This is a genomic window from Escherichia sp. KTE31 (assembly GCF_000407925.1).
In the GTDB taxonomy this organism is placed as follows: domain Bacteria; phylum Pseudomonadota; class Gammaproteobacteria; order Enterobacterales; family Enterobacteriaceae; genus Escherichia; species Escherichia ruysiae.
This window is the reverse complement of the sequence record NZ_KE136726.1, coordinates 867,396-891,529: the sequence shown is the minus strand read 5'-3', so window position 1 is coordinate 891,529 and position 24,134 is coordinate 867,396. Positions and strand designations below refer to the sequence as shown.

Here is a 24,134-nt window from a genome sequence, read left to right as displayed (position 1 = left end):
ATTGCCTCCTTACTGGCTGGTTGCTGGCCCGCGTGAAATGTCGATTTCAGTGATATAGCCGCTGCGCACAAAACTGTGAGTCGATTTATCAATCAGCCACTGACCGGAAAGTACACCAAAATCGGTTAGCTCGATTTTATTGCCTGCCGTCAGTTCCGGGCAGCCCATCATCCTGAGCGTTCCGGTTTGTTGATATTCGTTGTGGCTGTCGAGCGCGGCGTTGGCCTTTGCCTGCGCCGCGCCAACGTCCGGCGCCCGACTGTTCAGTTTCAGCGTGTCGGCACTGGTGCCGACTCCACGGGCAGACGGCTTTTGCTGGCTGTCGTGAGTGTAGATAACCAGTTCTTTTTTCTTACTATTTTGATGCTGTACGGTGGCGTTTTTGTAGATGCGGTTAATGGTATCTTTGAAGGTGAAATGCGAAACGTCTTTGCGGTCGATCTTTTTCACCGGCGCCAGGCAGCGCAGCGTGGGTAAATGCGAAAAAATCAGTTCTTTGGTGGTCACCTTTACCGCATAGCCATATTCGCTGGCCAGGCGCTTGAGAAATCCGACATCGGTTTCGCCGTACTGTGTCACCCGGTCAATCGTCAGCGGCTCGATTTTGCCCACCAGCGTCAGGCCGTGAGTTTGCGCGATACGGCTGGCGATGGCTGAAAGCGTTGTCTCTTCAAAGCCCTGACTGTTACGGGTGCGCAGCGCCTGATTGACGGAAGTGGCGATGCCATCAATATTTACCGTGGAAGGTGGTGCTGAAATGTCAATTTTATCAATGATATATTGACCACAATCGAGCAGTTTTTCCCCCTGATAACCTATGTGCAGCGCCAGCGTATCGCCTTTGCCGGGATACCACTCTTTTATCCAGCGTCCATCGGTGTCATCCAGTGTAATCGCGATGGTATCCGACTCGTTTTTAATACTGTCCTGGTAACTGATGCTGGTGACATAAGGCGTGATGTCATAAGTGATATCTTTATGCCCATACCAGAGGGTAAAAATGGGCGCGAGCGTGGCAAAGACGCCGCCAGTTACGCTTATCTCAGCCATGGTGGGATCTCCGATACGGTCTTGTTGACGGTAATGACCGGAATAATGAGCTGAATACCGGCAGGCAGTACCGGATAAATGGCGACATGTGGATTGGCGGCGATAATGCGTTCATAAGCCAGTGCATCACCGTAGTAATGCCATGCCAGGTTATCCCAGCGTTCGCCGTCGGTGGTGATATGTTCAAGGTATCGCATTACCAGCTCCTCGTAATGGTCGCGGCAGCGAGCTGAGTCACTGCGGGAGTGGTTTGCTGTACCGTTGTACGCGCCTGCTCAACCAACGTTGTGGCTTTATCGAAAGTTGCTTCGGCGATGGCGCTGGTGATGCTGCCAAACAGTTCTTGTGCATGGTCAACCAGTGTCCCGGCGTCTTTGGCGCAGTCGCGGATACCCGGCAGGCTACCCAGCAATGCTTTAATCTGCGCCGACAACGCTTTTGGTAATCCTGCCAGCGTTTGCAGATCCATCGGCTGTTTAAACAGGGTTTCGATGGCATCGATAGTCTTTTTCAACGACGTAATTATCTTTTCACACTTTTCTTTTAACGCTTTGGCCTCTTTAATCAGTGCTTTAACCTTTGCCACTGTTTTTTTAATATCTTCAATGGATTGCGCCAGTTCATCGATCATCTCTTTGGCTTTGCGCATACCTTCTTCAATGGCGTTCAATATCTGATCCAACCAGGACTCCACCTTGTCCGGAAAATCGCTCGCCTTTTCGTCAATATTAGGCTCCTGGGTGGTAATCGCCGGGGGCAGGAGTGGGTTTTTCGGATCGCCGGTATACTCCTGGAGCGACATTGTTCCGCTTTGGGCAATGACATTGCCCCAGGGATCGGTGTGCTGGTGAGTGGCGGTTAACTCTGTAATTACAAACCAGCCGCGATAATCACCGTTGCCAAACACCAGCGCCATTGCTTTGTGGGCAAGCATGGCTTCACGCAGTCGATTCAGCTCTGTTGTGGGTTGGCAAAACTGGCTGTGCAGGGAAAATTCCAGCGCCAGCATGTCCAGCTTATCGCCAATAAACTGCACGCCAGGTTTGCCTTCAATACGGGCATGTGTGGCGTAATCCACGCCCATTGTGCTTTTAAAGCCGTCCCAGAATGTGACAACCTTAAATTCAATCTCTCCTAAAACGGCATACATCAGGCATACCCCCGGCGCTGTTGCTGCGCCATTACGTCGTTAATCATTCTTTCCAGTTCGCGTTTACTCATCGTCAACACGTTCTGAATGTCTTTAGTGGTGTTTTGTCCGTTACCCTGCACGGTAATTTGTGGCGAAAAATTCACCTGGACTTTTCCTGGGGAACGGGAGGGTAGCGTCGCCGGTTTGGTTACGGATTTACTTGGTAAAGAGGCCGACGCGGGTTTTGCCACTGGCGCCGATGACGGCGTTGTCGTTTTGCTGGATGGCGCGAGTTGTTTGCCCACAGGCGGCGTTAAAAGCGCACCGGCAACGCCTGGAACAACGGTCGCGGGGGAGACTGATGCGGTATTAGTCGTGCCTGTAACAGTCGCAGCCGATGCTTCTGTGCCGATCCCCATTGTGGCTTTTAGCCAGTCTGGCATGGCGTTTTTGACCTGATCAATAATGCCTTTCAGAGCGGGGAAAGCATTCATTATGCCGTCGGCCAGGCTACCCAGTATATTGCTGCCGAACTCGCTAAAACTCGCAGGCATCTCAACACCAAACCAATTCATCACACCGGAAAAGGCGCTGTAGAACAGCCCCAGTGGCGACCAGTCGAGAATCAACCGGCTAATACCTGCAATGCCACCGTCAAAGGCCGTGGTAATACGTTTCCAGATGGCGGAAAAGAACCTGGTGATAGGTTCCCAGTTGCGATAAATCAGATAAGCCGCGCCCGCAATCGCAGTGATGACCAGACCAATGGGATTCATCAGTAGCACCCGGCCTAGTGAGAGAACGGTCCGACCAACCAGTTTCAATGCTCCGCTCAGGCCACGACCAAGCAGTTGCGTTAGCCATTTTGCGCCGCCACCCAATGACTTAACCGCCGATAGCACCTTACTCGCTGCGCCTCCGAGCGCCAGACTTGCCCTGACTTTCAGGAAGATATCGACCAGACGAATAAACGGCGAGGCGATGAAGTTCGCGCCCAGCTTTAAAACATTCAGCGCACCGTTAAACAGCCAAATCGCCCCGACGATTTTCGCAATGTTTTGCACTAGTGCCGGGTGTTCGCGTAGCCAGGCGCTGAACTGGCGAATAACCGGCGCAAGGCTTTGCGCCAGCTCGCCAATCGCCGGCATAAGCTGCAAGCCAATGCTGAGCCATAAATCATTTAACGCCAGTTGTAACGCTTTAGTCTGTTCAATGGGCGAAGCCATTTGCGCAGAAAAGTCGGCATCAATCAGATTCTTGCTGGTGGCTTGCATGGCAGAGGCTTTTAGCTGGCGATACTCTTCCATGTTCGCCAGCATAGGGGCCAGGAATTCCACCGTTTGCGCATCGCCGAACATTTCGCCCAGATTAAACTGCGTCACCATCGATTGCAGCGCATTGCTGCGGGCAGATAAATCTTCAATCTGCATGGTGCGTTTGAAGGTATCGAGGATCGCCGGATTCATCTTCTCAAGCTGCATTTGCACGATATGAGTCATAGCTTCGCTAACACCCATACCGTTTTGCTGATGCTCCAGCAGAGAACCTTGCAGATCGACGCCCTGGCTGGCGAACCAGTTATCGGTTTTTTTCGAAAATGTGGTTTGTAGAAAATGGTCGAAATTCTCCGCCGCTGCACTGGCGCTGGCACCGTTTTTCATGGCGATCTGCATGGTGGCGGTCAGTTCAGCCATACCTTCCAGACCCTGAGCGCCGGTTTTACCTGCAAATTTCTCTATCCACTGCGTTTGTTCGGCAATGGCAGGCCCACCGCTTTTGGTAACGCTGTACATCATGTTTTGCGCAGCGTGGAAATTTTCCGGGGCAATATTCAGTCGATCATGAGTCGCGAGCGCGGCTTTCGCCCATGTTTCGGCGCTGTCGCGCGTGGCGGTGGCGGCTTTGGCGATCTCCGGCATATAGCGGTTGAGATCCTGCAAGGACGATATGTTGCCTTCAACTAAGGTCAGAGCGGCGGACTGTAACGTGGTCTGCTGCTGGTTAAAATCCATACTCCAGTCGCGCAGATTAAGGCTGAGCGTCTCGCGAGTGGCATCACTCATCCCACCTTTGGTCGCCATATTGACCATATTGTCCTGAAACTCATACGGCAACTTCCAGTCGGGGGCTTCAACATTGAATACTTTGCTAAATTGCCCGGCAAATGTTTGGGTTTTCTCCATCAGATTAGCGCGGCTGCGGCTATTTTCCTCCAGGCGGAGAGCGGAATCGGCAAGTCGCTGCGTTAGTTTGATAACTGTCGCTTGCTGAGTAGAGAGAGTTAACAATGTTCTGGCGTTGAGTGAGCCGTAACGGGCTATTGCCTGCGTCAACGTCTCATTACGCGCCTGAAGCTGGGTAATAATATCGTTGGCCAAAATTGTTTCTCTTTAAATATTGATAATGGCCCGCTGGTTATTTTTCTAAAAAAAAGGGCAGGGAAGAAATAAACCTGACGGGCTTGGGAAACTCGCAGACATCAGGTCTGCGAGTCATATTCGATTTTTATTTGGGCGTTGGCTTCATCCAGCCAGTTGCTAAAGTCATCGACGGTAAGGGCGTCTATCTCACTGGGCGGAAAGCGAAACCATCTCGCCAGTAACGCCATCGCTTGCCATAACAGTGGCGGATTCTGTAGCCACGCTAAGCATGGATTGAAATCGTTTCTGCAATGCCTGGTAATCCAGCAAATCCATTTCAGCTAAATCTTCTGGCACCAGTCCGGTCATTGCAGCCATTAGCGGTTCATCCCATTCTTCTGGTTTTTCGCTGATCCGGCGCGCGTTGCGCATATCTTTTACTTTCAGGCGACGTAATTGCAGAGTGTTAATTACGTCTCCCGCCGCTGAAGTAAACGGGAACTGTAAGGTATAATGTTCTTTCATTTTGTATCCTTATTGGTCATGCGGAAATCGGGGCCGTAGCCCCGAATAACTTAGCCACCGATGTTATTGCGATAGGTACTTAATTGATCCACGCCGTTAACGCGGAAAATATTCGCCAGGTAATCCAGTTCCAGTAGTGTTTCACCATCGACCACCTGTTTAATATAGGTACAACCAAAGGCGCTGCTGAATTCCGGGTTTTCATTCTGTTTAAATGTTCCCAATGGATTCTTTTTAAACATAACAGTCAAATGAGTGACTAACGCTAATTGATTCGCTTTCCCCTGGGAGTTATAGCAATCAATACTGGAGCGGCACTGTAATGCTACCGCCTGCCACGGGTTTGCCGTTTTACGCATGACGTCTTGATAAAAGGAGTTCCATTTAATTTCCCCTTCCAGTTTATCGAAACCTGCCGGGAGTTCGATTTTGCCGACCATGCCCAGTGCTTTATGCTCCTGCATAATTAAACTGACATCCGGTAATTTAATTTCGGTTGCACGACCTAAAAGGTTATTACCATCGAGATAAATATTGGCATTGGTAATACGGTTAATTTGAATTTTTCCAGCCATTAGCTATTGCTCTCCAGAGAGACTAAATATTCAGAGGTAATTTCAGTTTCAAACGTCAGACGTTCCAGCGGCGGTGGCGGGGTGAATTTATAGCTCAGCAATAAATGCCCGGCACTGAGTTCGGTCGGTGAATTTCGCGCCGGATCGTACCAGCACTCAAAGCCAAGCAGTGCGCCGTCGGCAATCAGCTTACGGCCCCAGGTATTTACCGACTCGGTCAGGGCATCAATTAGTGCCTGATTAATCGGCATATCGATATACTGCTGGCTGAAATAACGGATCGACTCGTTAATCACATCACCCGTGCGGCGAACGTTTTCAAAGTTACGCATATGGGTCACGGTTGGCCATGCCGCAGTGCGGTTGCCCCATAAACGCAGACCAGAGCCGTAACTATTGAAAACAGTGGTAATGCCGTTTTCGTTGAGCTGATTCACTTCACTTTGCGGGTCATCAACCATTGCGGAAAGTGAACGTTCGATACCGATAATGCCCTGAATTTCCTGGTTTGAGTTGCTCCACCAGAAACCTTTCTCCAGGTCTACTTTGGCACGCAGTCCGGCAGCGCGTGAAGATAGCGGTTCGAGAACTTCCTGGTTGGTTGAGCCGTCATAAACTTTGACGTGCGGATAGCACAAACGCGCACGGTCAGAACTGGTGTTGAAGTTGATTGCGCCTTTCGAGCCGCGACCAGCCAGTACCTGCTGGAATGTAGTACCGATTGGGGCGTCAATGTAGGCGATAGCACCGAGTTTTTCCGCCTGAGCAATCAGTTCGGTGGTGACCGATTTTTGCGTACAGAAAACGGGAGCAAGCAGGATTTTGGCGTAGAAACCATACAGGTTATAGGTATCCTGTAGCAGTTTCATCCCCGTGCGATCGCCTGCGGTATTAACGGCGCCAATAATATCGGCTGCGGTAACTTTTGTTGGATCGGCCCATGAGTAATAGGCGCAAACTTTCGCTCCGGCAGGGATCTCAGTTTCTGCACGAGTGATTATTCCTGTTTGTTCATCAACATGAAACGCTGCGCTGCTATACGTAGTGGCTGATGTTGAAGAGGGTTTCAGGACGACATTGCGCACCGCACGATGAGCCAGTTTTGCCTGGTTGTTGGAATCAAAAGTGATACTCTCATTGCTGATGCTGGAGCCATGTTTTGCCGGATCCAGTACGTTAATCACCACCACCGTACCGGCGCCGTGGTCATAAATCGCCTTCAGCGCCTGCGGGATAGTAAAGTTAGCCTGAGTCGAGCCAAACTGCGCGGCATCGCTTTCAGAAAGGCACAATGTTGGTTTGTTTACCGGACCGCATGGTGCACTACCGATTAAAGCGATTACAGCGGATTTTACCGCTTTAACCGGGCGCGGACCGGTTTCAATTTCAATGGTTTCTACACCGTGCAGGTAATTAGCTGCCATGTACAATTTCCTCTCCGTTATTTTGTTCTTCCTGAGTGATGACAGGAGTCAGGTGATTGCGGGCAATCATGGTCATAACCCACTCGTTTTCTTCTGGCAGATCAATTTCACTGTTCGGCCACAATAAGATTTCTTGTCCGTCGGCAAGGGTGACGCCGCTTGCCGGGCCGTTGTAGATGTATTTCATTCAGTTTCCTCGTAATTAACTTCAGTAAGCAGGGTAAGGTCCGTGCTTTCCCGTTTTGCGATAAACAGCGATCTGGTCGCCATTTCCAGGATGTAGCGGCAGAAACCACCGCTCTTGCCTGCATTGATTTCTGTTTCAAGCCAAAGAAGACGCTCGCAATCAGGAAGCTGGATCCCCCCCAGTGCGCTGCGTATGCGATCCAGTGCGTTTAACGCGTCACAATTTTTGCCAACAATAACGGTGGCAGTTAAACGGAGCGTTTGCTGTTGCACGAGGGCATCACTGCTTTCAGGCATGGCAAATAGAGAACCGCTATAATTAATAATCACTGTAACTTGCTGCGTCTGCGGAATATATTTATTGGCATCAACCGATGAAATAAATACGTCCATTTCGGGATTCTGTTCACGTAATCTGGTCACAACAGAATTAATTACAGATAAAATTTCCATATAGGGTGTTCCTTAATTACTGCTCACTTCGTTATCGTTGAAATGTATTCTGAAGCAGTGAAGGTGAAGAATCTTTTAATGTGATTTAGAGAAAAAATTGAATGGCTATAAAAAATCCCCACACTTATGTAAAGGTGGGGATGTATTTAATAGCTGCCACGTTGTAATAGCTCTATTTTGCTATATAAGGCATCCAGCTTTGCTTCTAATACTGCCTGGCCACGAAGATAATCTTCTCTGCGGACATAATGCAGCGGAAGCTCGGCACGAAATTCGAGAAATTCTCTTTCCAGTTTCGACCAGCTTGTTTCTGATTCCCGGCGCGCGTTTTCCAGAGATTCAAAACGCTCATTAAGTCTTTTTTCAATTTGCGCTAACAGCAATTTTCCGGCAGCAAACATTAATCCAACGAAGGAAAGCATAAGGGAGATCACTTCCCAAAAATCGATACTGAGTTTCATCGGCCCCTCTGATTAGTGAAGACAGCTTGCCTGCCCCCAGAGTAAGTAGCGGGCGGCATGTTGATAGAGGATCATCTTCGGATAGTGACGATTTTCTCGCCAGTTTGCGGCACTACGCCCGGCGTTGACGTGCTCAACATGACCAAACCAGATGGTGGCATCTAACCCTTTGGATGCGGCCAGTTTTTTATCCCGATTAACCCATCCCTGACCACCGTTATAGGCGCTTAGGGTAAACGCCATACGCTGGCAGCCATTTTTCGCCGAGATGTTTTTCCACAAATGCTGGTCATATTGCACCAATGCGCGAATCGCCCAGGTTGGGTTATAGGGCTTGTTTTCACGTAGCTGTGGATACAACTGGCTTATCCATGTCGCTGTGGCAGGCATAAATTGCGCCATACCCTGTGCGCCGACGGGGGAACGCGCCATTGGCTGCCAGGCTGATTCCTGGTGCAACTGCCCGGCGAAGTCTGCCACCGGGGCGTTCAGTCCCCAGACTTCTCGTGCAGTTCGAATCAGTTCGTTTCGCCATGCCAGAGATGCTCGCGGTGGTTCAGATGCGTTAAGCGGGAAGAACGCGAACAGAGTAATTAGCGCGAGAAATTTTACCTGCATCACTAAAGTCCTAACGCGACGGAAAGGCAGACGGCTGCAACGATGATAGCCCGACGAATCATTGCCGCCGCGCAGCATCGCGCCTCTTCCCAGGGGCAAAATGAGTCAGGCCGCGCCCAGGGAAACAGACTGCGATCGAGCCAGTATCCCAGCACAGCGGCGAGCGAAACCAGACTTAGTTTATAAATGACAACCGGGATCTGTGCGGAAGATGTCCAGCCGATCGCGACAAACAGCGCGACGGAAGCGACCAGCCAGCCGGAAAGACGGGGAAAAGTGACTTTTTTCATACGATATCTCCTGATAAGTGAGCGTTTAGTGTCGCCAGATCCCTCCAGTGAAGAATGAAAAAAGCTTTAATAAATAACTTTAAAAAATAGATCCTCTATAAATGAACATGCTTGCTAATAAATCCACCCATTAATAAAAGAGCAAAAGGTGTCCTGGAGAATAAGCGCGTCATTATGTAGGGAAAAGAGGACGGTGAATCGTAGGAATAGTCCATAGTCATTTGATTTTTAAAGTTTGTTTAAGAAAGTCAGCGACTGTGAGGGAAACGATCTTTTTACACTACAGGTAAAAATAATACTGTATGCACATACAGCATCGTGTAAAATGATACTCCAGTTGACAAGAAACATAACGCAAACAATATATTTATTTTGTGAATTTATGACGTTCATTAATATTAAAAATTTATATTTTTGGTGATTGTTTATTTGTTTGTTGAATGTATTGAGTGGCAGTAATGACAACTGCTTAGCGTATATCCGTGGTTTTACACGCATCGGGTCTTATACAGGATGCAAGATATATGGAGATGAAAAATGATACGAAAATCAAAAGAGATGGCCCGGACACCGGAGATCATTAACGACCTGGCGTTTCATGCATCGCAAGTTCTGATTGAGAGCATCAATCTCGACAGCTCATCGGCGGAAAATGTGGGCTTTGCCATTGCCGACCGAATGATGCGTAACTGGGGTGGGCAAAGCATTTATTTCCCGAAAGGGATCTCCGGACGGGCGTCGGAGCGTGACTACCAAATCTATAGCGAGTGCGATGGTCGCAACTACGCCGAATTAGCGAAGAAATATAATCTGACGCTGCAATGGATTTATAAGATAGTGAAACGCGTACATGCGGAAAAGCAACAGCGCCGTAGTAATTCGTAATTGATCCGGCATGGTGAATAGCGACGTGGGTCGCTATTCACCTGTACTGGTCATTTACTCAAACAAATTACTATGCAATTTCTGCACTACCTGCTCTGCATCAGCACCTGGCACCAGGAAGCACAGGTTATTGCTGGACGCGCCGTAGCAAATCATGCGGATGTTGAACGGTTCCAGCACACCAAATACTTCTTTGCCGACGCCGCAGGCTTTGGACAGGTCGTTACCAATCAGCGCCACCAGTGCCAGGCCTTCTTCCACTTCTACACGGCACAGTGCTGAAAGCTCCATCAGCAGTGATTGCGTCAACAATGTATCGCCGGTAGAAGTTGAACCAGTAGTATCAAGAGTTAATGCCACGCTCACTTCGGACGTAGTAATTAAATCCACCGAAATATTATGCCGCGCGAGGATACCGAAAACTTCCGCGAGGAAGCCACGGGAATGCAGCATATTCAGGCTGTGCAGGGTTAATAGCGTTTGTTTACGGCGCAGAGCCAGTGCACGGAACAGCGGTGGATTTTCGGTTTTATTACACACCAACGTACCGCCAGCACGTGGGTCTTTGCTGGAACCGACAAATACCGGAATATCGCTGCGCACTGCGGGCAGCAACGTCGCTGGATGCAGCACTTTCGCGCCAAAGGTCGCCATTTCAGCGGCCTCTTCAAAAGCGATTCTATCAATGCGTTTTGCTGCCGGCACCACGCGTGGATCGGTAGTGTAGATGCCAGGGACGTCAGTCCAGATATCAACGCGAGATGCGTGTAAGGCTTCCGCCAACAAGGCTGCCGTATAATCGCTGCCGCCACGTCCAAGTGTTGTTGTACGCCCTTTACTTTCGCTACCAATAAAGCCCTGGGTGATGACTAAACCTTCACTGAGCCGTGGAGTCAGATGCAACGCAGCCAGTTCCGCCAGTGCAACAACATCTGGCTCCGCACGACCAAAACGGTCGTTGGTGCGCATCACTTTACGCACATCAAACCACTGCGCCTGGACATCGCGTTCGCGCAGGATTTCAACAAACAGCAGAGTAGACATCAGTTCGCCGTGGCTGACCAGTTCATCCGTCAGTGCCGGAGATGTTGCCAGTGCCGCCGCTTCGGCCAGAACAGTAATGTTCTCCAACAAACGTTCAATCTCTTCACGGATGACGTTCGGGTAACGCAGACGCTCCAGAATGGCGAACTGAATATTGCGAATAGCATCGAGTTTTTCGAAACGCTCAACCGGTTCCAGACCTTCAGCCAGTGCAACCAACAGATTGGTAATCCCCGCAGAAGCAGAAAGCACAACCAAACGAACATTCACATCAGAAAGCACAATGTCGGCGCTGCGGTTCATGGCGTCGAAATCAGCCACGCTAGTACCACCAAATTTGGAGACAACAATATCGGGCATAACAACCTCGTGTCAGGGAATGAAAGAAGCGACCTTGGCACAAAGGCAAAATAGAAACCGGTGCAGGCGCAGACCGTATTTATAAATAAAAGGTGTAGGGGAGTGTGTCAACGCTGGGATTATGCGGATTATTCATGCAGCGGGCGTGGTCAGAAATTGTGCTTATAACGTCTATACTTTTTATCCTCTTCAGTAGTTAGCTGAGCTAACGGCACTAAAACCATCACATTTTTCTGTGACTGGCGCTACAATCTTCCACAGTCACAATTCTCAATATCAGAAGAGTATTGCTAATGAAAAACATCAATCCAACGCAGACCGCTGCCTGGCAGGCACTACAGAAACACTTCGATGAAATGAAAGACGTTACGATCGCCGATCTTTTTGCTAAAGATGGCGATCGTTTTTCTAAGTTCTCCGCAACCTTCGACGATCAGATGCTGGTGGATTACTCCAAAAACCGCATCACCGAAGAAACGCTGGCGAAATTGCAGGATCTGGCGAAAGAGTGCGATCTGGCGGGCGCGATTAAGTCGATGTTCTCTGGCGAGAAGATCAACCGCACCGAAAACCGTGCCGTGCTGCACGTGGCACTGCGTAACCGTAGCAATACGCCGATTCTGGTTGATGGCAAAGACGTAATGCCGGAAGTTAACGCGGTGCTGGAGAAGATGAAAACCTTCTCGCAAGCGATTATTTCCGGTGAGTGGAAAGGTTATACCGGCAAAGCAATCACCGACGTGGTGAACATCGGGATCGGCGGTTCTGACCTCGGCCCGTACATGGTGACTGAGGCACTGCGTCCGTACAAAAATCACCTGAACATGCACTTTGTTTCTAACGTTGACGGAACTCACATCGCAGAAGTGCTGAAAAAAGTGAACCCGGAAACGACGCTGTTCCTGGTGGCGTCTAAAACCTTCACCACTCAGGAAACCATGACCAATGCCCATAGCGCACGTGACTGGTTCCTGAAAGCGGCAGGTGATGAGAAGCACGTTGCGAAACACTTTGCGGCGCTTTCCACCAATGCGAAAGCCGTTGGCGAGTTTGGTATTGATACCGCCAACATGTTCGAGTTCTGGGACTGGGTCGGCGGTCGTTACTCTTTGTGGTCAGCGATTGGCCTGTCGATTGTTCTCTCCATCGGCTTTGATAACTTCGTTGAACTGCTTTCCGGCGCACATGCCATGGACAAGCATTTCTCCACTACTCCAGCAGAGAAAAACTTGCCTGTATTGCTGGCGCTGATTGGCATCTGGTACAACAATTTCTTTGGCGCGGAAACTGAAGCGATTCTGCCGTATGACCAGTATATGCACCGTTTTGCGGCGTACTTCCAGCAGGGCAATATGGAATCCAACGGCAAATACGTTGACCGTAACGGTAACGTCGTGGATTACCAGACTGGCCCGATTATCTGGGGTGAGCCAGGTACTAACGGTCAGCACGCGTTCTACCAGCTGATCCACCAGGGAACCAAAATGGTGCCATGCGATTTCATCGCGCCAGCTATCACCCATAACCCGCTCTCTGATCACCACCAGAAACTGCTGTCTAACTTCTTCGCCCAGACCGAAGCTCTGGCCTTTGGTAAATCCCGCGAAGTGGTAGAGCAGGAATATCGCGATCAGGGTAAAGATCCGGCGACGCTCGACTATGTAGTGCCGTTTAAAGTGTTCGAAGGTAACCGTCCGACCAACTCCATCCTGCTGCGCGAAATCACCCCGTTCAGCCTGGGGGCGTTGATTGCGCTGTATGAGCACAAAATCTTTACTCAGGGCGTGATCCTGAACATCTTCACCTTTGACCAGTGGGGCGTGGAGCTGGGTAAACAGCTGGCTAACCGCATTCTGCCGGAGCTGAAAGATGACAAAGAAATCAGCAGCCACGATAGCTCGACCAATGGTCTGATTAACCGCTATAAAGCGTGGCGCGGTTAATTTAAAAACCTTAATAACAATGCCGACGTTATGTCGGCATTTTTTTATCAGATAAATCCCCTTGTCTGTGATTTAACGGAAATCATACCGTGAGGTTAATCCTAAAATATATTTTTAATCGTGATTAATTTCGGAAAATACGCAGATCAATTGCTTTTGTTTTTATTTTAAGCTTATGATTTTTAGTGTTATTTAAATATAAGTCGAAGCTTATATTTGCTATTCATTCCAATTATCCTAAAACCCCATAACTAATTCCCCACGCCGTAATCCACATGCTTTAGTTGTGTATACTCGATTCCGCCCGAAATGTTTTTGGGTAAATCTCCATTCATTCAATGAAGGGAAATTGTTATGAAAAAAGTTCTGTATGGCATTTTTGCCATATCTGCGCTTGCGGCGACTTCTGCGTGGGCTGCACCTGTACAGGTGGGCGAAGCGGCAGGGTCGGCAGCAACGTCGGTTTCGGCGGGTAGTTCCTCCGCGACCAGCGCCAGCACCGTAAGCTCGGCGGTGGGTGTCGCGCTCGCGGCAACCGGTGGCGGCGATGGTTCTAATACCGGGACCACCACAACCACGACCACCAGTACCCAGTAATAACGTATGTATCCCCAAAATAATTCGAGTCATTGCATCTGTGGCTTGAAGTATGAAGGGATTTACCATAACCACACTCCGGTGTGGTTATTCTGCCCCTCTGGAGAAGAGTCGTGAAGCGACCAGCACTCATTCTTATCTGCCTGTTATTACAGGCGTGTTCAGCCACGACTAAAGAGCTGGGCAATTCACTGTGGGACAGTCTGTTCGGCACGCCAGGCGTACAGCTGACGGACGATGATATTCAAAATATGCCCTACGCCAGCCAGTACATGCAGTTTAATGGCGGGCCGCAGTTATTTGTGGTGCTGGCCTTCGCTGAAAACGGACAACAAAAATGGGTCACTCAGGATCAGGCCACTCTCGTTACCCAACATGGCCGTCTGGTGAAGACTCTGCTCGGCGGCGACAACCTGATTGAGGTGAATAACCTTGCTGCCGATCCGCTGATCAAACCTGCACAAATCGTTGATGGCGCAACCTGGACGCGCACGATGGGCTGGACCGAGTACCAGCAGGTGCGCTATGCCACCGCACGCTCGGCCTTCAAATGGGCTGGCACCGATACCGTCAAAGTCGGCAGCGATGAAACCCCGGTTCGCGTGCTGGACGAAGAAGTCTCCACCGACCAGGCGCGATGGCATAACCGCTACTGGATCGACAGCGAAGGGCAAATTCGCCAGTCGGAACAGTATCTCGGCGCGGATTACTTCCCGGTGAAAACCACTCTCATCAAGGCGGCAAAACAATGATTAAACAAACTATTGTCGCGTTGCTTTTGAGCGTGGGAGCGTCATCGGTCTTTGCGGCAGGCACCGTCAAGGTGTTCAGCAATGGTAGTAGTGAGGCCAAAACGCTGACGGGCGCGGAGCATTTAATCGATCTGGTAGGCCAACCACGGCTGGCAAACAGCTGGTGGCCTGGTGCGGTGATTAGCGAAGAGCGGGCAACGGCGGCAGCATTGCGGCAGCAGCAGGCGTTGTTGACGCGGCTGGCAGAACAGGCCGCAGATTCCAGCGCCGACGATGCAGCCGCGATCAACGCCTTACGCCAGCAAATTCAGGCGTTGAAAGTGACGGGCAGGCAAAAAATCAATCTTGATCCCGATATCGTCCGCGTTGCCGAACGCGGCAACCCGCCGTTGCAGGGTAATTACACGCTGTGGGTGGGTTCCGCGCCGTCCACGGTCACGTTGTTCGGACTTATCAGCCGTCCTGGCAAGCAGCCATTCACTCCAGGTCGCGACGTGGCGAGCTATCTCTCCGGTCAGAACCTGCTTAGCGGTGCAGATCGCAGCTACGCGTGGGTCGTTTATCCGGATGGACGCACGCAAAAAGCGCCGGTGGCTTACTGGAACAAGCGTCACGTAGAGCCGATGCCCGGCAGCATTATTTATGTTGGCCTGGCGGACTCCGCCTGGAGTAAGACGCCTGATGCCCTGAACGCCGACATTCTTCAGACTCTGACGCAGCGGATACCGCAATAATGAAAAAAAGACATCTGCTTAGCTTACTGGCGCTGGGCATTAGCACGGCCTGCTACGGCGAAACGTATCCTGCGCCTATTGGCCCATCGCAATCGGACTTCGGCGGCGTCGGTCTGTTACAAACGCCTACCGCCCGTATGGCGCGGGAAGGGGAGTTGAGTTTGAACTATCGTGATAACGATCAGTACCGTTATTACTCTGCTTCAGTGCAACTCTTCCCGTGGCTGGAAACAACGCTGCGCTACACCGATGTGCGCACCCGGCAGTACAGCAGCGTCGAAGCGTTCTCTGGCGATCAAACGTATAAAGATAAAGCCTTCGATCTCAAACTGCGTTTGTGGGAAGAGAGTTACTGGCTGCCGCAAGTGGCGGTTGGTGCGCGGGATATCGGCGGTACGGGGCTGTTTGATGCGGAATATCTTGTTGCCAGCAAAGCCTGGGGGCCGTTCGATTTTACGCTCGGCCTGGGCTGGGGATATCTGGGCACCAGCGGTAATGTGAAAAATCCGCTCTGTTCAGCCAGTGATAAATATTGCTATCGCGATAACAGCTACAAACAGGCGGGATCTATCGACGGTAGCCAGATGTTCCACGGCCCAGCCTCACTGTTTGGCGGCGTGGAATACCAGACCCCCTGGCAGCCGCTGCGCCTGAAACTGGAGTATGAAGGCAATAATTATCAGCAGGATTTTGCCGGGAAGCTGGAGCAAAAAAGTAAGTTTAACGTCGGGGCGATTTATCGCGTTACCGATTGGGCCGACGTTAACCTTAGCTATGAACGCGGTAACACCTTTATGTTTGGCGTTACGCTGCGCACCAACTTTAACGATCTACGTCCTTCGTACAACGATAACGCCCGACCGCAATATCAACCGCAGCCACAGGATGCCATTTTGCAGCATTCGGTGGTGGCGAATCAGCTAACACTGTTGAAATATAACGCCGGACTGGCCGATCCGCAGATCCAGGCGAAAGGCGATACGCTGTATGTTACCGGCGAGCAGGTGAAATATCGTGATTCGCGCGAAGGGATCATTCGCGCTAATCGGATCGTGATGAACGATCTGCCGGATGGGATCAAAACGATCCGTATCACGGAAAACCGCCTTAACATGCCGCAGGTGACGACGGAAACCGATGTCGCCAGCCTGAAAAACCATCTCGCCGGCGAGCCGCTTGGGCATGAAACGAAGCTGGCGCAAAAACGCGTCGAGCCGGTGGTTCCGCAGTCCACCGAGCAGGGCTGGTATATCGACAAATCGCGCTTTGATTTCCATATCGATCCTGTGCTGAACCAGTCAGTCGGTGGCCCGGAAAACTTTTACATGTACCAACTGGGCGTGATGGGAACGGCGGATTTGTGGCTGACGGACCATCTGCTCACCACCGGCAGCCTGTTTGCTAACCTTGCCAACAATTACGACAAGTTTAACTACACCAATCCACCGCAGGACTCGCACTTACCGCGCGTTCGTACCCATGTGCGCGAGTATGTGCAGAACGATGTCTATGTGAATAACCTGCAAGCCAACTACTTCCAGCATCTGGGCAACGGCTTCTATGGTCAGGTCTACGGTGGTTATCTCGAAACCATGTTTGGCGGCGCGGGGGCAGAGGTGTTGTATCGTCCGCTGGATAGCAACTGGGCGTTTGGTCTGGACGCCAACTACGTTAAACAGCGCGACTGGCGTAGTGCAAAAGATATGATGAAATTCACCGACTACAGCGTGAAAACCGGACATCTGACCGCCTACTGGACGCCATCTTTCGCTCAGGATGTGTTAGTGAAAGCCAGCGTCGGGCAGTATCTGGCAGGGGATAAAGGCGGCACGCTGGAGATCGCTAAACGCTTTGACAGCGGCGTGGTGGTTGGCGGCTATGCCACGATCACCAACGTTTCGAAAGAGGAGTACGGCGAAGGGGACTTCACCAAAGGCGTGTATGTCTCTGTACCGTTGGATCTCTTCTCGTCTGGCCCGACACGCAGCCGTGCGGCGATTGGCTGGACGCCGCTGACGCGTGACGGTGGTCAGCAACTTGGGCGTAAGTTCCAGTTGTATGACATGACCAGCGACCGAAGCGTGAATTTCCGCTAAGTCTTGGGAAAGGTGCCAGTTTTCGCAATCACTGGCACCCTCATTCTTAATGACCTGTTGAGCCATCAGGAACGCAGTTCACCCCCGGTTTGCGATCTGGTGTGTAAAGGCGAAAACATTCTGTCTTCCTGTCCGTCGATATCGGTTGCAGGTCTGATTGCCTGAGCGACTGAGCCATCATTGGGCTGGAGACATTGCTTTGCGGAAGGTCGGATTTGTCAGCAGTACCGAGCGGACCGGCAAAAGCAGGAAGAACAGAGACTGATAACAACAAAGCAGCAAAATAAGGCTTCATTTTTACCACCTTTATCAGGTTACGTTTCATTTGTTCCAGAGGAACATTGTCGATTTTTCGCGCATTGCTGGTGGCTGGGAATCACCTGAATGGGTGATTTTTGCAGTACAGGCTATGGTGCGGTTTGTCTTGCCGGATGCGCCGCCAGGCGCGGCTTATCCAGCCTACGGGTAGGCACATCCGATGTTGGTGGGGGCGTCCTAACACCAGGTTGAACAAAACATACACAAAAAATATAGATCCCCGTCACATTTTTGCGTTATACAGGAAGCTCGCCACTGAGTTGGAGGGCTGTTATGACGTCGTTATCTCGTCCGCGCGTGGAGTTTATCTCCACCATTTTGCAGACCGTACTCAATCTTGGCCTGTTGTGCCTCGGCCTGATTCTGGTTGTCTTCCTCGGCAAAGAAACGGTGCATCTGGCTGATGTGCTGTTCGCGCCAGAACAAACCAGCAAATATGAGCTGGTGGAAGGGCTGGTGGTTTACTTTCTCTATTTCGAATTTATCGCCCTGATTGTGAAGTACTTCCAGTCCGGTTTTCACTTCCCGCTACGTTACTTTGTCTATATCGGGATCACCGCCATTGTGCGCTTGATCATCGTCGATCATAAATCGCCACTGGATGTGTTGATCTACTCGGCAGCGATCCTGCTACTGGTGATCACTCTGTGGTTGTGTAATTCGAAACGGCTGAAGCGGGAGTAAAAAAAGGCGCTCCAGGGAGCGCCGAATAACAGTCACAAGTTGGGATAACGTAAGTTGAGGGTGCAGCGGCATAACATTGGCAGAACAACATCTTTAACCTTTCACACCACCTGCCGTCAGGCCGTTGACCAGCCAGCGTTGAGCCAGCAAGAAGACGATGGTGATCGGTAATGCAGACATTACGGCAGCGGCGGCAAAATCGCCCCACAGGTAGTTTTGCGGGTTGAGGTATTGCTGCATTCCCACGGCCAGGGTGTAGCTGTTCACGTCACGCAGTAACAACGACGCGACCGGAACTTCAGTAATGGCAGCGATAAACGACAGGATGAACACCACCGCCAGAATCGGTACTGACAGCGGCAGCAGTACGAGGCGGAAGGCCTGCCACGGTGTCGCACCGTCCAGCGCCGCCGCTTCTTCCAGCGAGCCGTCGATCGTTTCGAAATAACCTTTAATCGTCCAGACGTGCAGCGCAATCCCGCCCAGGTAAGCAAAGATAACGCCGCCGTGGGTATTCAGACCGATAAACGGAATGTACTCACCCAGACGGTCAAACAACGCATACAACGCCACCAGTGAGAGTACCGCCGGGAACATCTGGAAAATCAGCATTCCTTTCAGCAGCGTCGCTTTGCCAGGGAAGCGCATACGGGCGAAGGCGTAGGCGCAGGTGGTAGAGAGCGCCACGATACCAATCGCGGAAATCCCGGCGACCTTTACCGAGTTCCACAGCCACAGCAGTACCGGGAATGGCGGTGGCGTAATGCGACCATCGGCCTGTTCAACGCTAAAGCCTAACGCCAGTTTCCAGTGATCCCACGAGATTTGTTCCGGGATCAGGCTGCCTGTCGCGAAGTTCCCCTGGCGCAGCGAGATTGCGACGACCATCAGCAGCGGGAACATAATCGCCGCGATAAAAAGTAGCAGTAGCAGGTGAGTAATAAACAAACGTGCTTTTTGTGATTTCGGTTGGACCATTGCCATTTTTGTTATCTCCCTTAATCAAACTTCATTCGCGTGGCTTTCAGGTTCACTATCGCCAGCGCGCCTACCAGCAGGAAGATCAGCGTGGCAATTGCTGCCGCCAGACCGAAGTCCTGACCTCCGCCGCCTTCAAAGGCGATACGGTAGGTGTAGTTAACGAGCAGGTCGGTATAACCGGCTGGCGTGGTGGTGCCAAGGCGATCCGGGCCACCGTTGGTCAACAGTTGGATCAGCACGAAGTTGTTAAAGTTAAAGGCGAAGCTGGCGATCATCAGCGGCGTCAGCGGCTTGATCAGCAGCGGCAGCGTGATTTTAAAGAAGTTCTGGAATGGACCTGCGCCATCCATCGCTGAGGCTTCATACAGATCGTCAGGAATCGCTTTCAGCAAGCCCATGCAGAGGATCATCATGTACGGATAACCCAGCCAGGTGTTGACGATAATCAGCATCGTCCGTGCGGTAGTCGGGTCGCTGAACCAGGCGGGCTTCACGCCAAACAGCGCGCTCAGCATCATGTTGATTTCACCAAAGCTCTGGTTGAACAATCCTTTGAAAATCAAAATGGAAATAAACGATGGCACCGCGTAGGGCAGAATCAGCAGTACGCGGTAGATAGCTTTGCCGCGCAACGCTTCCCATTGCACCAGACAGGCCAGCACCATGCCGACTGCAACCGTTAAAAAGACAGTGATCAGTGAGAACATCACGGTCCAGACGAAAATCGCGAGGAACGGTTTCTGAATGCCTTCGTCGGTGAAGACGCGGGTAAAGTTTTTCCAGCCGGTAGTCACGGTGTAACCGGGGCTGAGTTTGTCGTCGCCCCAGTTGCCATCGGCGGTGATGGACTGGTAAAAGCCGATCTGGTCATTCGGACGATATTTTACGCCACTCTGGTTATTGGTCAGCGTACCGTCATCGCCCAGTGTGTAGAGCGGTTGTGTGCCAGAGAACTGGCGCAGGGAGCTCATCATCACTTTGTTGCCATCCGGGAGGATAGCGGTAATGTTGCTCAGTGCCTGACGATTTTGGGTAATCACGCGCAGATTTGCGCGCTCGCCTTCAGGTTGTGTGGCGCTTTCTTTCAGTTGCAGCTTTTGCTCGCCGCCAAATTTAAAGGCGTCGGAGAGATAATGCTTACCGGTTTCGCCATCGGTGAGCGCCAGTTGCCACTCATCACCTGTCGGATAAAGCCCAAAGTTATAGGTTTTGCCCGCTTGCCAGGAACGATCTAACAGAACTTCCTGGGCGCGTTCAAAAGTTAGCTGGTTAGTGCTGCTGTAGTTGGTAAAAGCAATGGCGATGGTACACACCAGAGGGAAGAGCACGAACAGCCCCATTCCTGCCATTCCCGGATAAACATAGCGCCAGGCGTAGGCTTTCCGGTTGGCGAAAATATACAGTCCCGCAGAACTTAAAATCAGCGTGGTAATGGCGAACAGGTACTCCCCTTGTGCGTACATTAAAACAACAAGGTAACCCACCAGCAGGCCAAGCAGACCTAACACTGACCATTTCAGTGCGTCGCTTTGCCACCAATGTTTCTTTTTAATGACATCCATGGGGTTCTTCCTCATTCCTGGACGGATAAATGATTACACCGCATCCGGCAACAACTGCCTGATGCGGCGCTGGCGCGTCTTATCAGGCTTACGTACAGTTCGTTTTTCCAGGTCGGATGAAGCATTACGCCGCTCCGACAACAACCGCCTGATGCGACGCTGACGCGTCTTATCAGGCCTACATATGTTTCGGTTTCGTAGGCCGGATAAGGCGTTCACGCCGCATCCGGCATTTAGTTTTGTATGTCGGATGAAGCATTTACGCCGCTCCGACAACAACCGCCTGATGCGACGCTGAGGCGTCTTATCAGGTCTACATATGTTTCGGTTTCGTAGGCCGGATAAGGCGTTCACGCCGCATCCGGCATTTAGCAGCATTACTTGGTGATACGACCCTGTGCATCTTTCAGCGCGGCATCAACAGTCTGACGACCGCTGGCGGCGTTGATCACTGCGGTACGCACGGCATACCAGAAGGCGGACATCTGCGGGATGTTCGGCATGATTTCACCGTTCTTGGCGTTATCCATAGTGGCGGCAATGCGTTGATCTTTCGCCAGCTGATCCTGGTAAGACTTCAGCGCCACGGCGCCCAGCGGTTTATCTTTATTTACCGCTTCCAGCCCTTCGTCAGTCAGCAGGTAGTTTTCGAGGAACTCTTTCGCCAGTTCTTTGTTCGGGCTGGCAGCGTTAATGCCTGCACTCAGAACGCCAACGAACGGTTTGGAAGGTTGTCCCTTGAAGGTCGGCAGCAGCGTCACACCGTAGTTCACTTTGCTGGTGTCAATGTTGGACCATGCCCACGGACCGTTGATGGTCATCGCCGTTTCACCTTTGTTAAAGGCCGCCTCTGCGATGGAGTAATCAGTATCTGCATTCATGTGTTTGTTTTTAACCAGATCAACCAGGAAGGTCAGACCTGCTTTCGCGCCAGCATTATCCACACCAACGTCTTTCACATTGTATTTGTCGTTTTCATACTTGAACGCATAACCACCGTCGGCAGCAATCAGCGGCCAGGTGAAGTACGGTTCTTGCAGGTTGAACATCAGCGCGCTCTTACCTTTCGCTTTCAGTTCTTTATCCAGCGCCGGGATTTCTTCCCAGGTTTTTGGCGGGTTCGGCAGCAGGTCTTTGTTATAAATCAGCGATAACGCTTCAACGGCAATCGGATAAGCAATCAGTTTGCCGTTATAACGTACAGCATCCCAGGTAAACGGATACAGCTTGTCCTGTAACGCTTTGTCTGGGGAGATTTCAGCCAACAGGCCAGATTGGGCATAGCCACCAAAGCGGTCGTGCGCCCAGAAAATAATGTCCGGACCATCGCCAGTGGCCGCAACCTGAGGGAATTTCTCTTCCAGCTTATCTGGGTGCTCAACGGTGACTTTAATTCCGGTATCTTTCTCGAATTTCTTACCCACTTCTGCGAGGCCGTTGTAGCCTTTATCGCCGTTGATCCAGATTACCAGTTTACCTTCTTCGATTTTGGCGAGAGCCGAGGCGGAAAACATCATCGTCGTCAAAACAGATAATGCGAGGATGCGTGCACCTGTTTTTATTTTCATAATCTCTGGTCCTTGTTGGTGAAGTGCTTGTGAAAACGCCTGAACGGACTCTAGTTTCTTTATACGGCAACCTCTTTCCATCCTCCTTGCCCCTACGCCCCACCTTCGTTTTATGTGATCTGCATCGCAGAAACAGCAGTATTGCGGGAAGGCGCACACAAAATTGCCATGTTTTTTGCAAGCAATATCACGAATTTCCTTACTTTCCCTCGGATTAGTATGCAGACCCCATCTTCTCATCCTCCCGCCTCCTCCCCCATAAAAAAGCCAGGGGGTGGAGGATTTAAGCCATCTTCCGATGACGCATAGTCACTGCATCATGAATGTTGCTGTCGATGACAGGTTGTAACGAAGGGAGAAGGGCATGGCGAGCGTACAGCTACAAAATGTAACGAAGGCCTGGGGGGATGTGGTGGTATCGAAAGATATCAACCTCGACATCCACGAAGGTGAGTTCGTGGTGTTTGTCGGGCCATCTGGCTGCGGTAAATCTACTTTACTGCGCATGATTGCCGGTCTTGAGACGATCACCAGCGGCGACCTGTTCATCGATGAAAAACGAATGAATGACACCCCGCCAGCAGAACGCGGCGTCGGCATGGTGTTCCAGTCCTATGCGCTCTATCCCCATCTGTCTGTGGCAGAAAATATGTCGTTTGGCCTGAAACTGGCAGGCGCGAAGAAAGAGGTCATCAACCAGCGTGTTAACCAGGTGGCGGAAGTGCTGCAACTGGCGCATTTGCTGGATCGCAAACCGAAGGCGCTCTCCGGCGGACAGCGTCAACGTGTGGCGATTGGTCGTACGCTGGTGGCCGAGCCAAGCGTGTTTTTACTCGATGAACCGCTTTCTAACCTTGACGCCGCGCTGCGTGTACAGATGCGTATCGAAATTTCCCGTCTGCATAAACGCCTGGGGCGCACGATGATTTACGTCACCCACGATCAGGTCGAAGCGATGACGTTGGCCGACAAAATCGTGGTGCTGGACGCCGGTCGCGTGGCGCAGGTCGGGAAGCCGCTTGAGTTGTATCACTATCCGGCCGACCGCTTTGTCGCCGGTTTTATCGGTTCACCGAAGATGAACTTTTTGCCGGTGAAAGTAACTGCCGTTGCAATCGATCAAGTCCAGGTTGAGCTGCCGATGCCAAACCTCCAGCAGGTCTGGCTGCCGGTTGAAAGCCATAACGTTCAGGTCGGCGCCAACATGTCGCTGGGCATTCGCCCAGAACATTTACTGCCAAGCGATATCGCCGACGTCATCCTTGAGGGTGAAGTTCAGGTGGTCGAGCAGCTCGGCAACGAAACGCAAATTCATATCCAGATCCCTTCCATTCGTCAAAACCTGGTGTACCGCCAGTCTGACGTGGTGTTGGTAGAAGAAGGTGCCACATTCGCTATCGGCCTGCCGCCAGAGCGTTGCCATCTGTTCCGTGAGGATGGCACTGCATGTCGTCGACTGCATCAGGAGCCGGGCGTTTAAGCACCCCTACAAAAGACACAAAGCCTGTAACAGGCGATGTGAAAAAAGAAAAGCAA

At 51.2% G+C, this 24,134-nt stretch carries 26 protein-coding genes; 9 read left to right on the top strand and 17 right to left on the bottom strand.

Features of this window, described 5'->3' with window-relative positions:
• Positions 1–9: 9 nt before the first annotated feature.
• The 12 genes from WES_RS01495 to WES_RS01550 all read right to left on the bottom strand — a co-directional run bounded on the left by WES_RS01495 (position 10) and on the right by WES_RS01550 (position 9,074).
• Positions 10–1,050: a phage late control D family protein gene (locus tag WES_RS01495; RefSeq protein ID WP_016159858.1), complete on the bottom strand. Its 1,041-nt coding sequence runs from the start codon at positions 1,048–1,050 to the stop codon at positions 10–12.
• Positions 1,038–1,247 carry a tail protein X gene (locus WES_RS01500; RefSeq protein ID WP_016159859.1) on the bottom strand — a complete coding sequence of 70 codons (210 nt, stop codon included), beginning with the start codon at positions 1,245–1,247 and terminating at the stop codon, positions 1,038–1,040. The genes WES_RS01495 and WES_RS01500 overlap by 13 nt, the downstream gene beginning before the upstream one ends.
• A complete protein-coding gene (locus tag WES_RS01505) occupies positions 1,247–2,200 on the bottom strand; it encodes a phage tail protein (protein WP_016159860.1) in 954 nt (317 codons plus the stop codon). The genes WES_RS01500 and WES_RS01505 overlap by 1 nt, the downstream gene beginning before the upstream one ends.
• Positions 2,200–4,560, bottom strand: coding sequence for a phage tail tape measure protein (locus WES_RS01510; protein WP_016159861.1), 2,361 nt, complete (start codon positions 4,558–4,560; stop codon positions 2,200–2,202). The genes WES_RS01505 and WES_RS01510 overlap by 1 nt, the downstream gene beginning before the upstream one ends.
• Positions 4,561–4,749: 189 nt before the next feature.
• Positions 4,750–5,067, bottom strand: a complete 318-nt coding sequence (locus WES_RS01515) for a phage tail assembly protein (protein ID WP_016159862.1) — start codon at positions 5,065–5,067, stop codon at positions 4,750–4,752.
• 50 nt (positions 5,068–5,117) lie between these two features.
• Positions 5,118–5,642 (bottom strand): phage major tail tube protein, encoded by a 525-nt coding sequence (locus WES_RS01520; RefSeq protein ID WP_000907501.1) that lies wholly within the window; start codon positions 5,640–5,642, stop codon positions 5,118–5,120.
• Complete coding sequence (locus WES_RS01525; protein ID WP_016159863.1) at positions 5,642–7,066, bottom strand: phage tail sheath subtilisin-like domain-containing protein; 1,425 nt, start codon at positions 7,064–7,066, stop codon at positions 5,642–5,644. The genes WES_RS01520 and WES_RS01525 overlap by 1 nt, the downstream gene beginning before the upstream one ends.
• Positions 7,056–7,253, bottom strand: a complete 198-nt coding sequence (locus WES_RS01530) for a hypothetical protein (RefSeq protein WP_016159864.1) — start codon at positions 7,251–7,253, stop codon at positions 7,056–7,058. Before WES_RS01530 ends, WES_RS01525 begins: the two co-directional genes overlap by 11 nt.
• Positions 7,250–7,705, bottom strand: coding sequence for a Gp37 family protein (locus tag WES_RS01535; RefSeq protein WP_016159865.1), 456 nt, complete (start codon positions 7,703–7,705; stop codon positions 7,250–7,252). The genes WES_RS01530 and WES_RS01535 overlap by 4 nt, the downstream gene beginning before the upstream one ends.
• A gap of 146 nt (positions 7,706–7,851) precedes the next feature.
• The gene (locus WES_RS01540) at positions 7,852–8,166 is read right to left on the bottom strand and encodes a membrane protein (protein ID WP_000777272.1); all 315 of its coding nucleotides are present in this window, start codon (positions 8,164–8,166) and stop codon (positions 7,852–7,854) included.
• Between the two features lie 12 nt (positions 8,167–8,178).
• On the bottom strand, positions 8,179–8,784 hold the full coding sequence (locus WES_RS01545; RefSeq protein ID WP_016159866.1) for a transglycosylase SLT domain-containing protein: 606 nt from the start codon (positions 8,782–8,784) through the stop codon (positions 8,179–8,181).
• A gap of 2 nt (positions 8,785–8,786) precedes the next feature.
• On the bottom strand, positions 8,787–9,074 hold the full coding sequence (locus WES_RS01550; protein WP_016159867.1) for a putative holin: 288 nt from the start codon (positions 9,072–9,074) through the stop codon (positions 8,787–8,789).
• Positions 9,075–9,611: 537 nt separating this feature from the next.
• Between WES_RS01550 and WES_RS01555 the strand changes: the two genes are divergently transcribed.
• Positions 9,612–9,959 carry a Mor transcription activator family protein gene (locus WES_RS01555; RefSeq protein ID WP_000619864.1) on the top strand — a complete coding sequence of 116 codons (348 nt, stop codon included), beginning with the start codon at positions 9,612–9,614 and terminating at the stop codon, positions 9,957–9,959.
• 54 nt (positions 9,960–10,013) lie between these two features.
• On the opposite strand, the gene lysC is transcribed toward WES_RS01555, so the two are convergent.
• Positions 10,014–11,363 carry a lysine-sensitive aspartokinase 3 gene (lysC, locus tag WES_RS01560; RefSeq protein ID WP_001112918.1) on the bottom strand — a complete coding sequence of 450 codons (1,350 nt, stop codon included), beginning with the start codon at positions 11,361–11,363 and terminating at the stop codon, positions 10,014–10,016.
• A 293-nt stretch (positions 11,364–11,656) separates the two neighbouring features.
• Between lysC and pgi the strand changes: the two genes are divergently transcribed.
• The 5 genes from pgi (at position 11,657) to WES_RS01585 (ending at position 17,485) form a co-directional block, all read left to right on the top strand.
• Positions 11,657–13,306, top strand: coding sequence for a glucose-6-phosphate isomerase (gene pgi / locus WES_RS01565; RefSeq protein ID WP_000789996.1), 1,650 nt, complete (start codon positions 11,657–11,659; stop codon positions 13,304–13,306).
• A gap of 354 nt (positions 13,307–13,660) precedes the next feature.
• A complete protein-coding gene (gene yjbE, locus WES_RS01570) occupies positions 13,661–13,903 on the top strand; it encodes an exopolysaccharide production protein YjbE (protein ID WP_016159868.1) in 243 nt (80 codons plus the stop codon).
• A 113-nt stretch (positions 13,904–14,016) separates the two neighbouring features.
• Positions 14,017–14,655, top strand: a complete 639-nt coding sequence (locus WES_RS01575; protein WP_016159869.1) for a YjbF family lipoprotein — start codon at positions 14,017–14,019, stop codon at positions 14,653–14,655.
• Entirely contained in the window at positions 14,652–15,389 is a 738-nt protein-coding gene (locus WES_RS01580; protein WP_016159870.1) for a capsule biosynthesis GfcC family protein, read from the top strand. Before WES_RS01575 ends, WES_RS01580 begins: the two co-directional genes overlap by 4 nt.
• Positions 15,389–17,485, top strand: a complete 2,097-nt coding sequence (locus WES_RS01585) for a YjbH domain-containing protein (protein ID WP_000745771.1) — start codon at positions 15,389–15,391, stop codon at positions 17,483–17,485. The genes WES_RS01580 and WES_RS01585 overlap by 1 nt, the downstream gene beginning before the upstream one ends.
• A gap of 46 nt (positions 17,486–17,531) precedes the next feature.
• On the opposite strand, the gene WES_RS23800 is transcribed toward WES_RS01585, so the two are convergent.
• Positions 17,532–17,810 (bottom strand): hypothetical protein, encoded by a 279-nt coding sequence (locus WES_RS23800; protein WP_024195210.1) that lies wholly within the window; start codon positions 17,808–17,810, stop codon positions 17,532–17,534.
• On the opposite strand from WES_RS23800, the gene WES_RS24305 reads away from it, so the two are divergent.
• A complete protein-coding gene (locus WES_RS24305) occupies positions 17,811–17,954 on the top strand; it encodes a hypothetical protein (RefSeq protein WP_000487762.1) in 144 nt (47 codons plus the stop codon).
• Positions 17,955–18,076: 122 nt separating this feature from the next.
• Positions 18,077–18,487, top strand: coding sequence for a phosphate-starvation-inducible protein PsiE (gene psiE / locus WES_RS01590; protein ID WP_000202902.1), 411 nt, complete (start codon positions 18,077–18,079; stop codon positions 18,485–18,487).
• Positions 18,488–18,580: 93 nt separating this feature from the next.
• On the opposite strand, the gene malG is transcribed toward psiE, so the two are convergent.
• The 3 genes from malG to malE form a co-directional block, all read right to left on the bottom strand.
• A complete protein-coding gene (gene malG / locus WES_RS01595) occupies positions 18,581–19,471 on the bottom strand; it encodes a maltose ABC transporter permease MalG (protein WP_001252052.1) in 891 nt (296 codons plus the stop codon).
• A 14-nt stretch (positions 19,472–19,485) separates the two neighbouring features.
• The gene (gene malF, locus WES_RS01600; RefSeq protein WP_016159871.1) at positions 19,486–21,030 is read right to left on the bottom strand and encodes a maltose ABC transporter permease MalF; all 1,545 of its coding nucleotides are present in this window, start codon (positions 21,028–21,030) and stop codon (positions 19,486–19,488) included.
• Positions 21,031–21,407: 377 nt separating this feature from the next.
• Positions 21,408–22,598 carry a maltose/maltodextrin ABC transporter substrate-binding protein MalE gene (gene malE / locus WES_RS01605; protein ID WP_000695404.1) on the bottom strand — a complete coding sequence of 397 codons (1,191 nt, stop codon included), beginning with the start codon at positions 22,596–22,598 and terminating at the stop codon, positions 21,408–21,410.
• A gap of 364 nt (positions 22,599–22,962) precedes the next feature.
• Here malE and malK point away from each other — a divergent pair, with 364 nt between their 5' ends.
• A complete protein-coding gene (gene malK, locus WES_RS01610; protein ID WP_000179159.1) occupies positions 22,963–24,078 on the top strand; it encodes a maltose/maltodextrin ABC transporter ATP-binding protein MalK in 1,116 nt (371 codons plus the stop codon).
• The last annotated feature ends 56 nt before the right edge of the window (positions 24,079–24,134 follow it).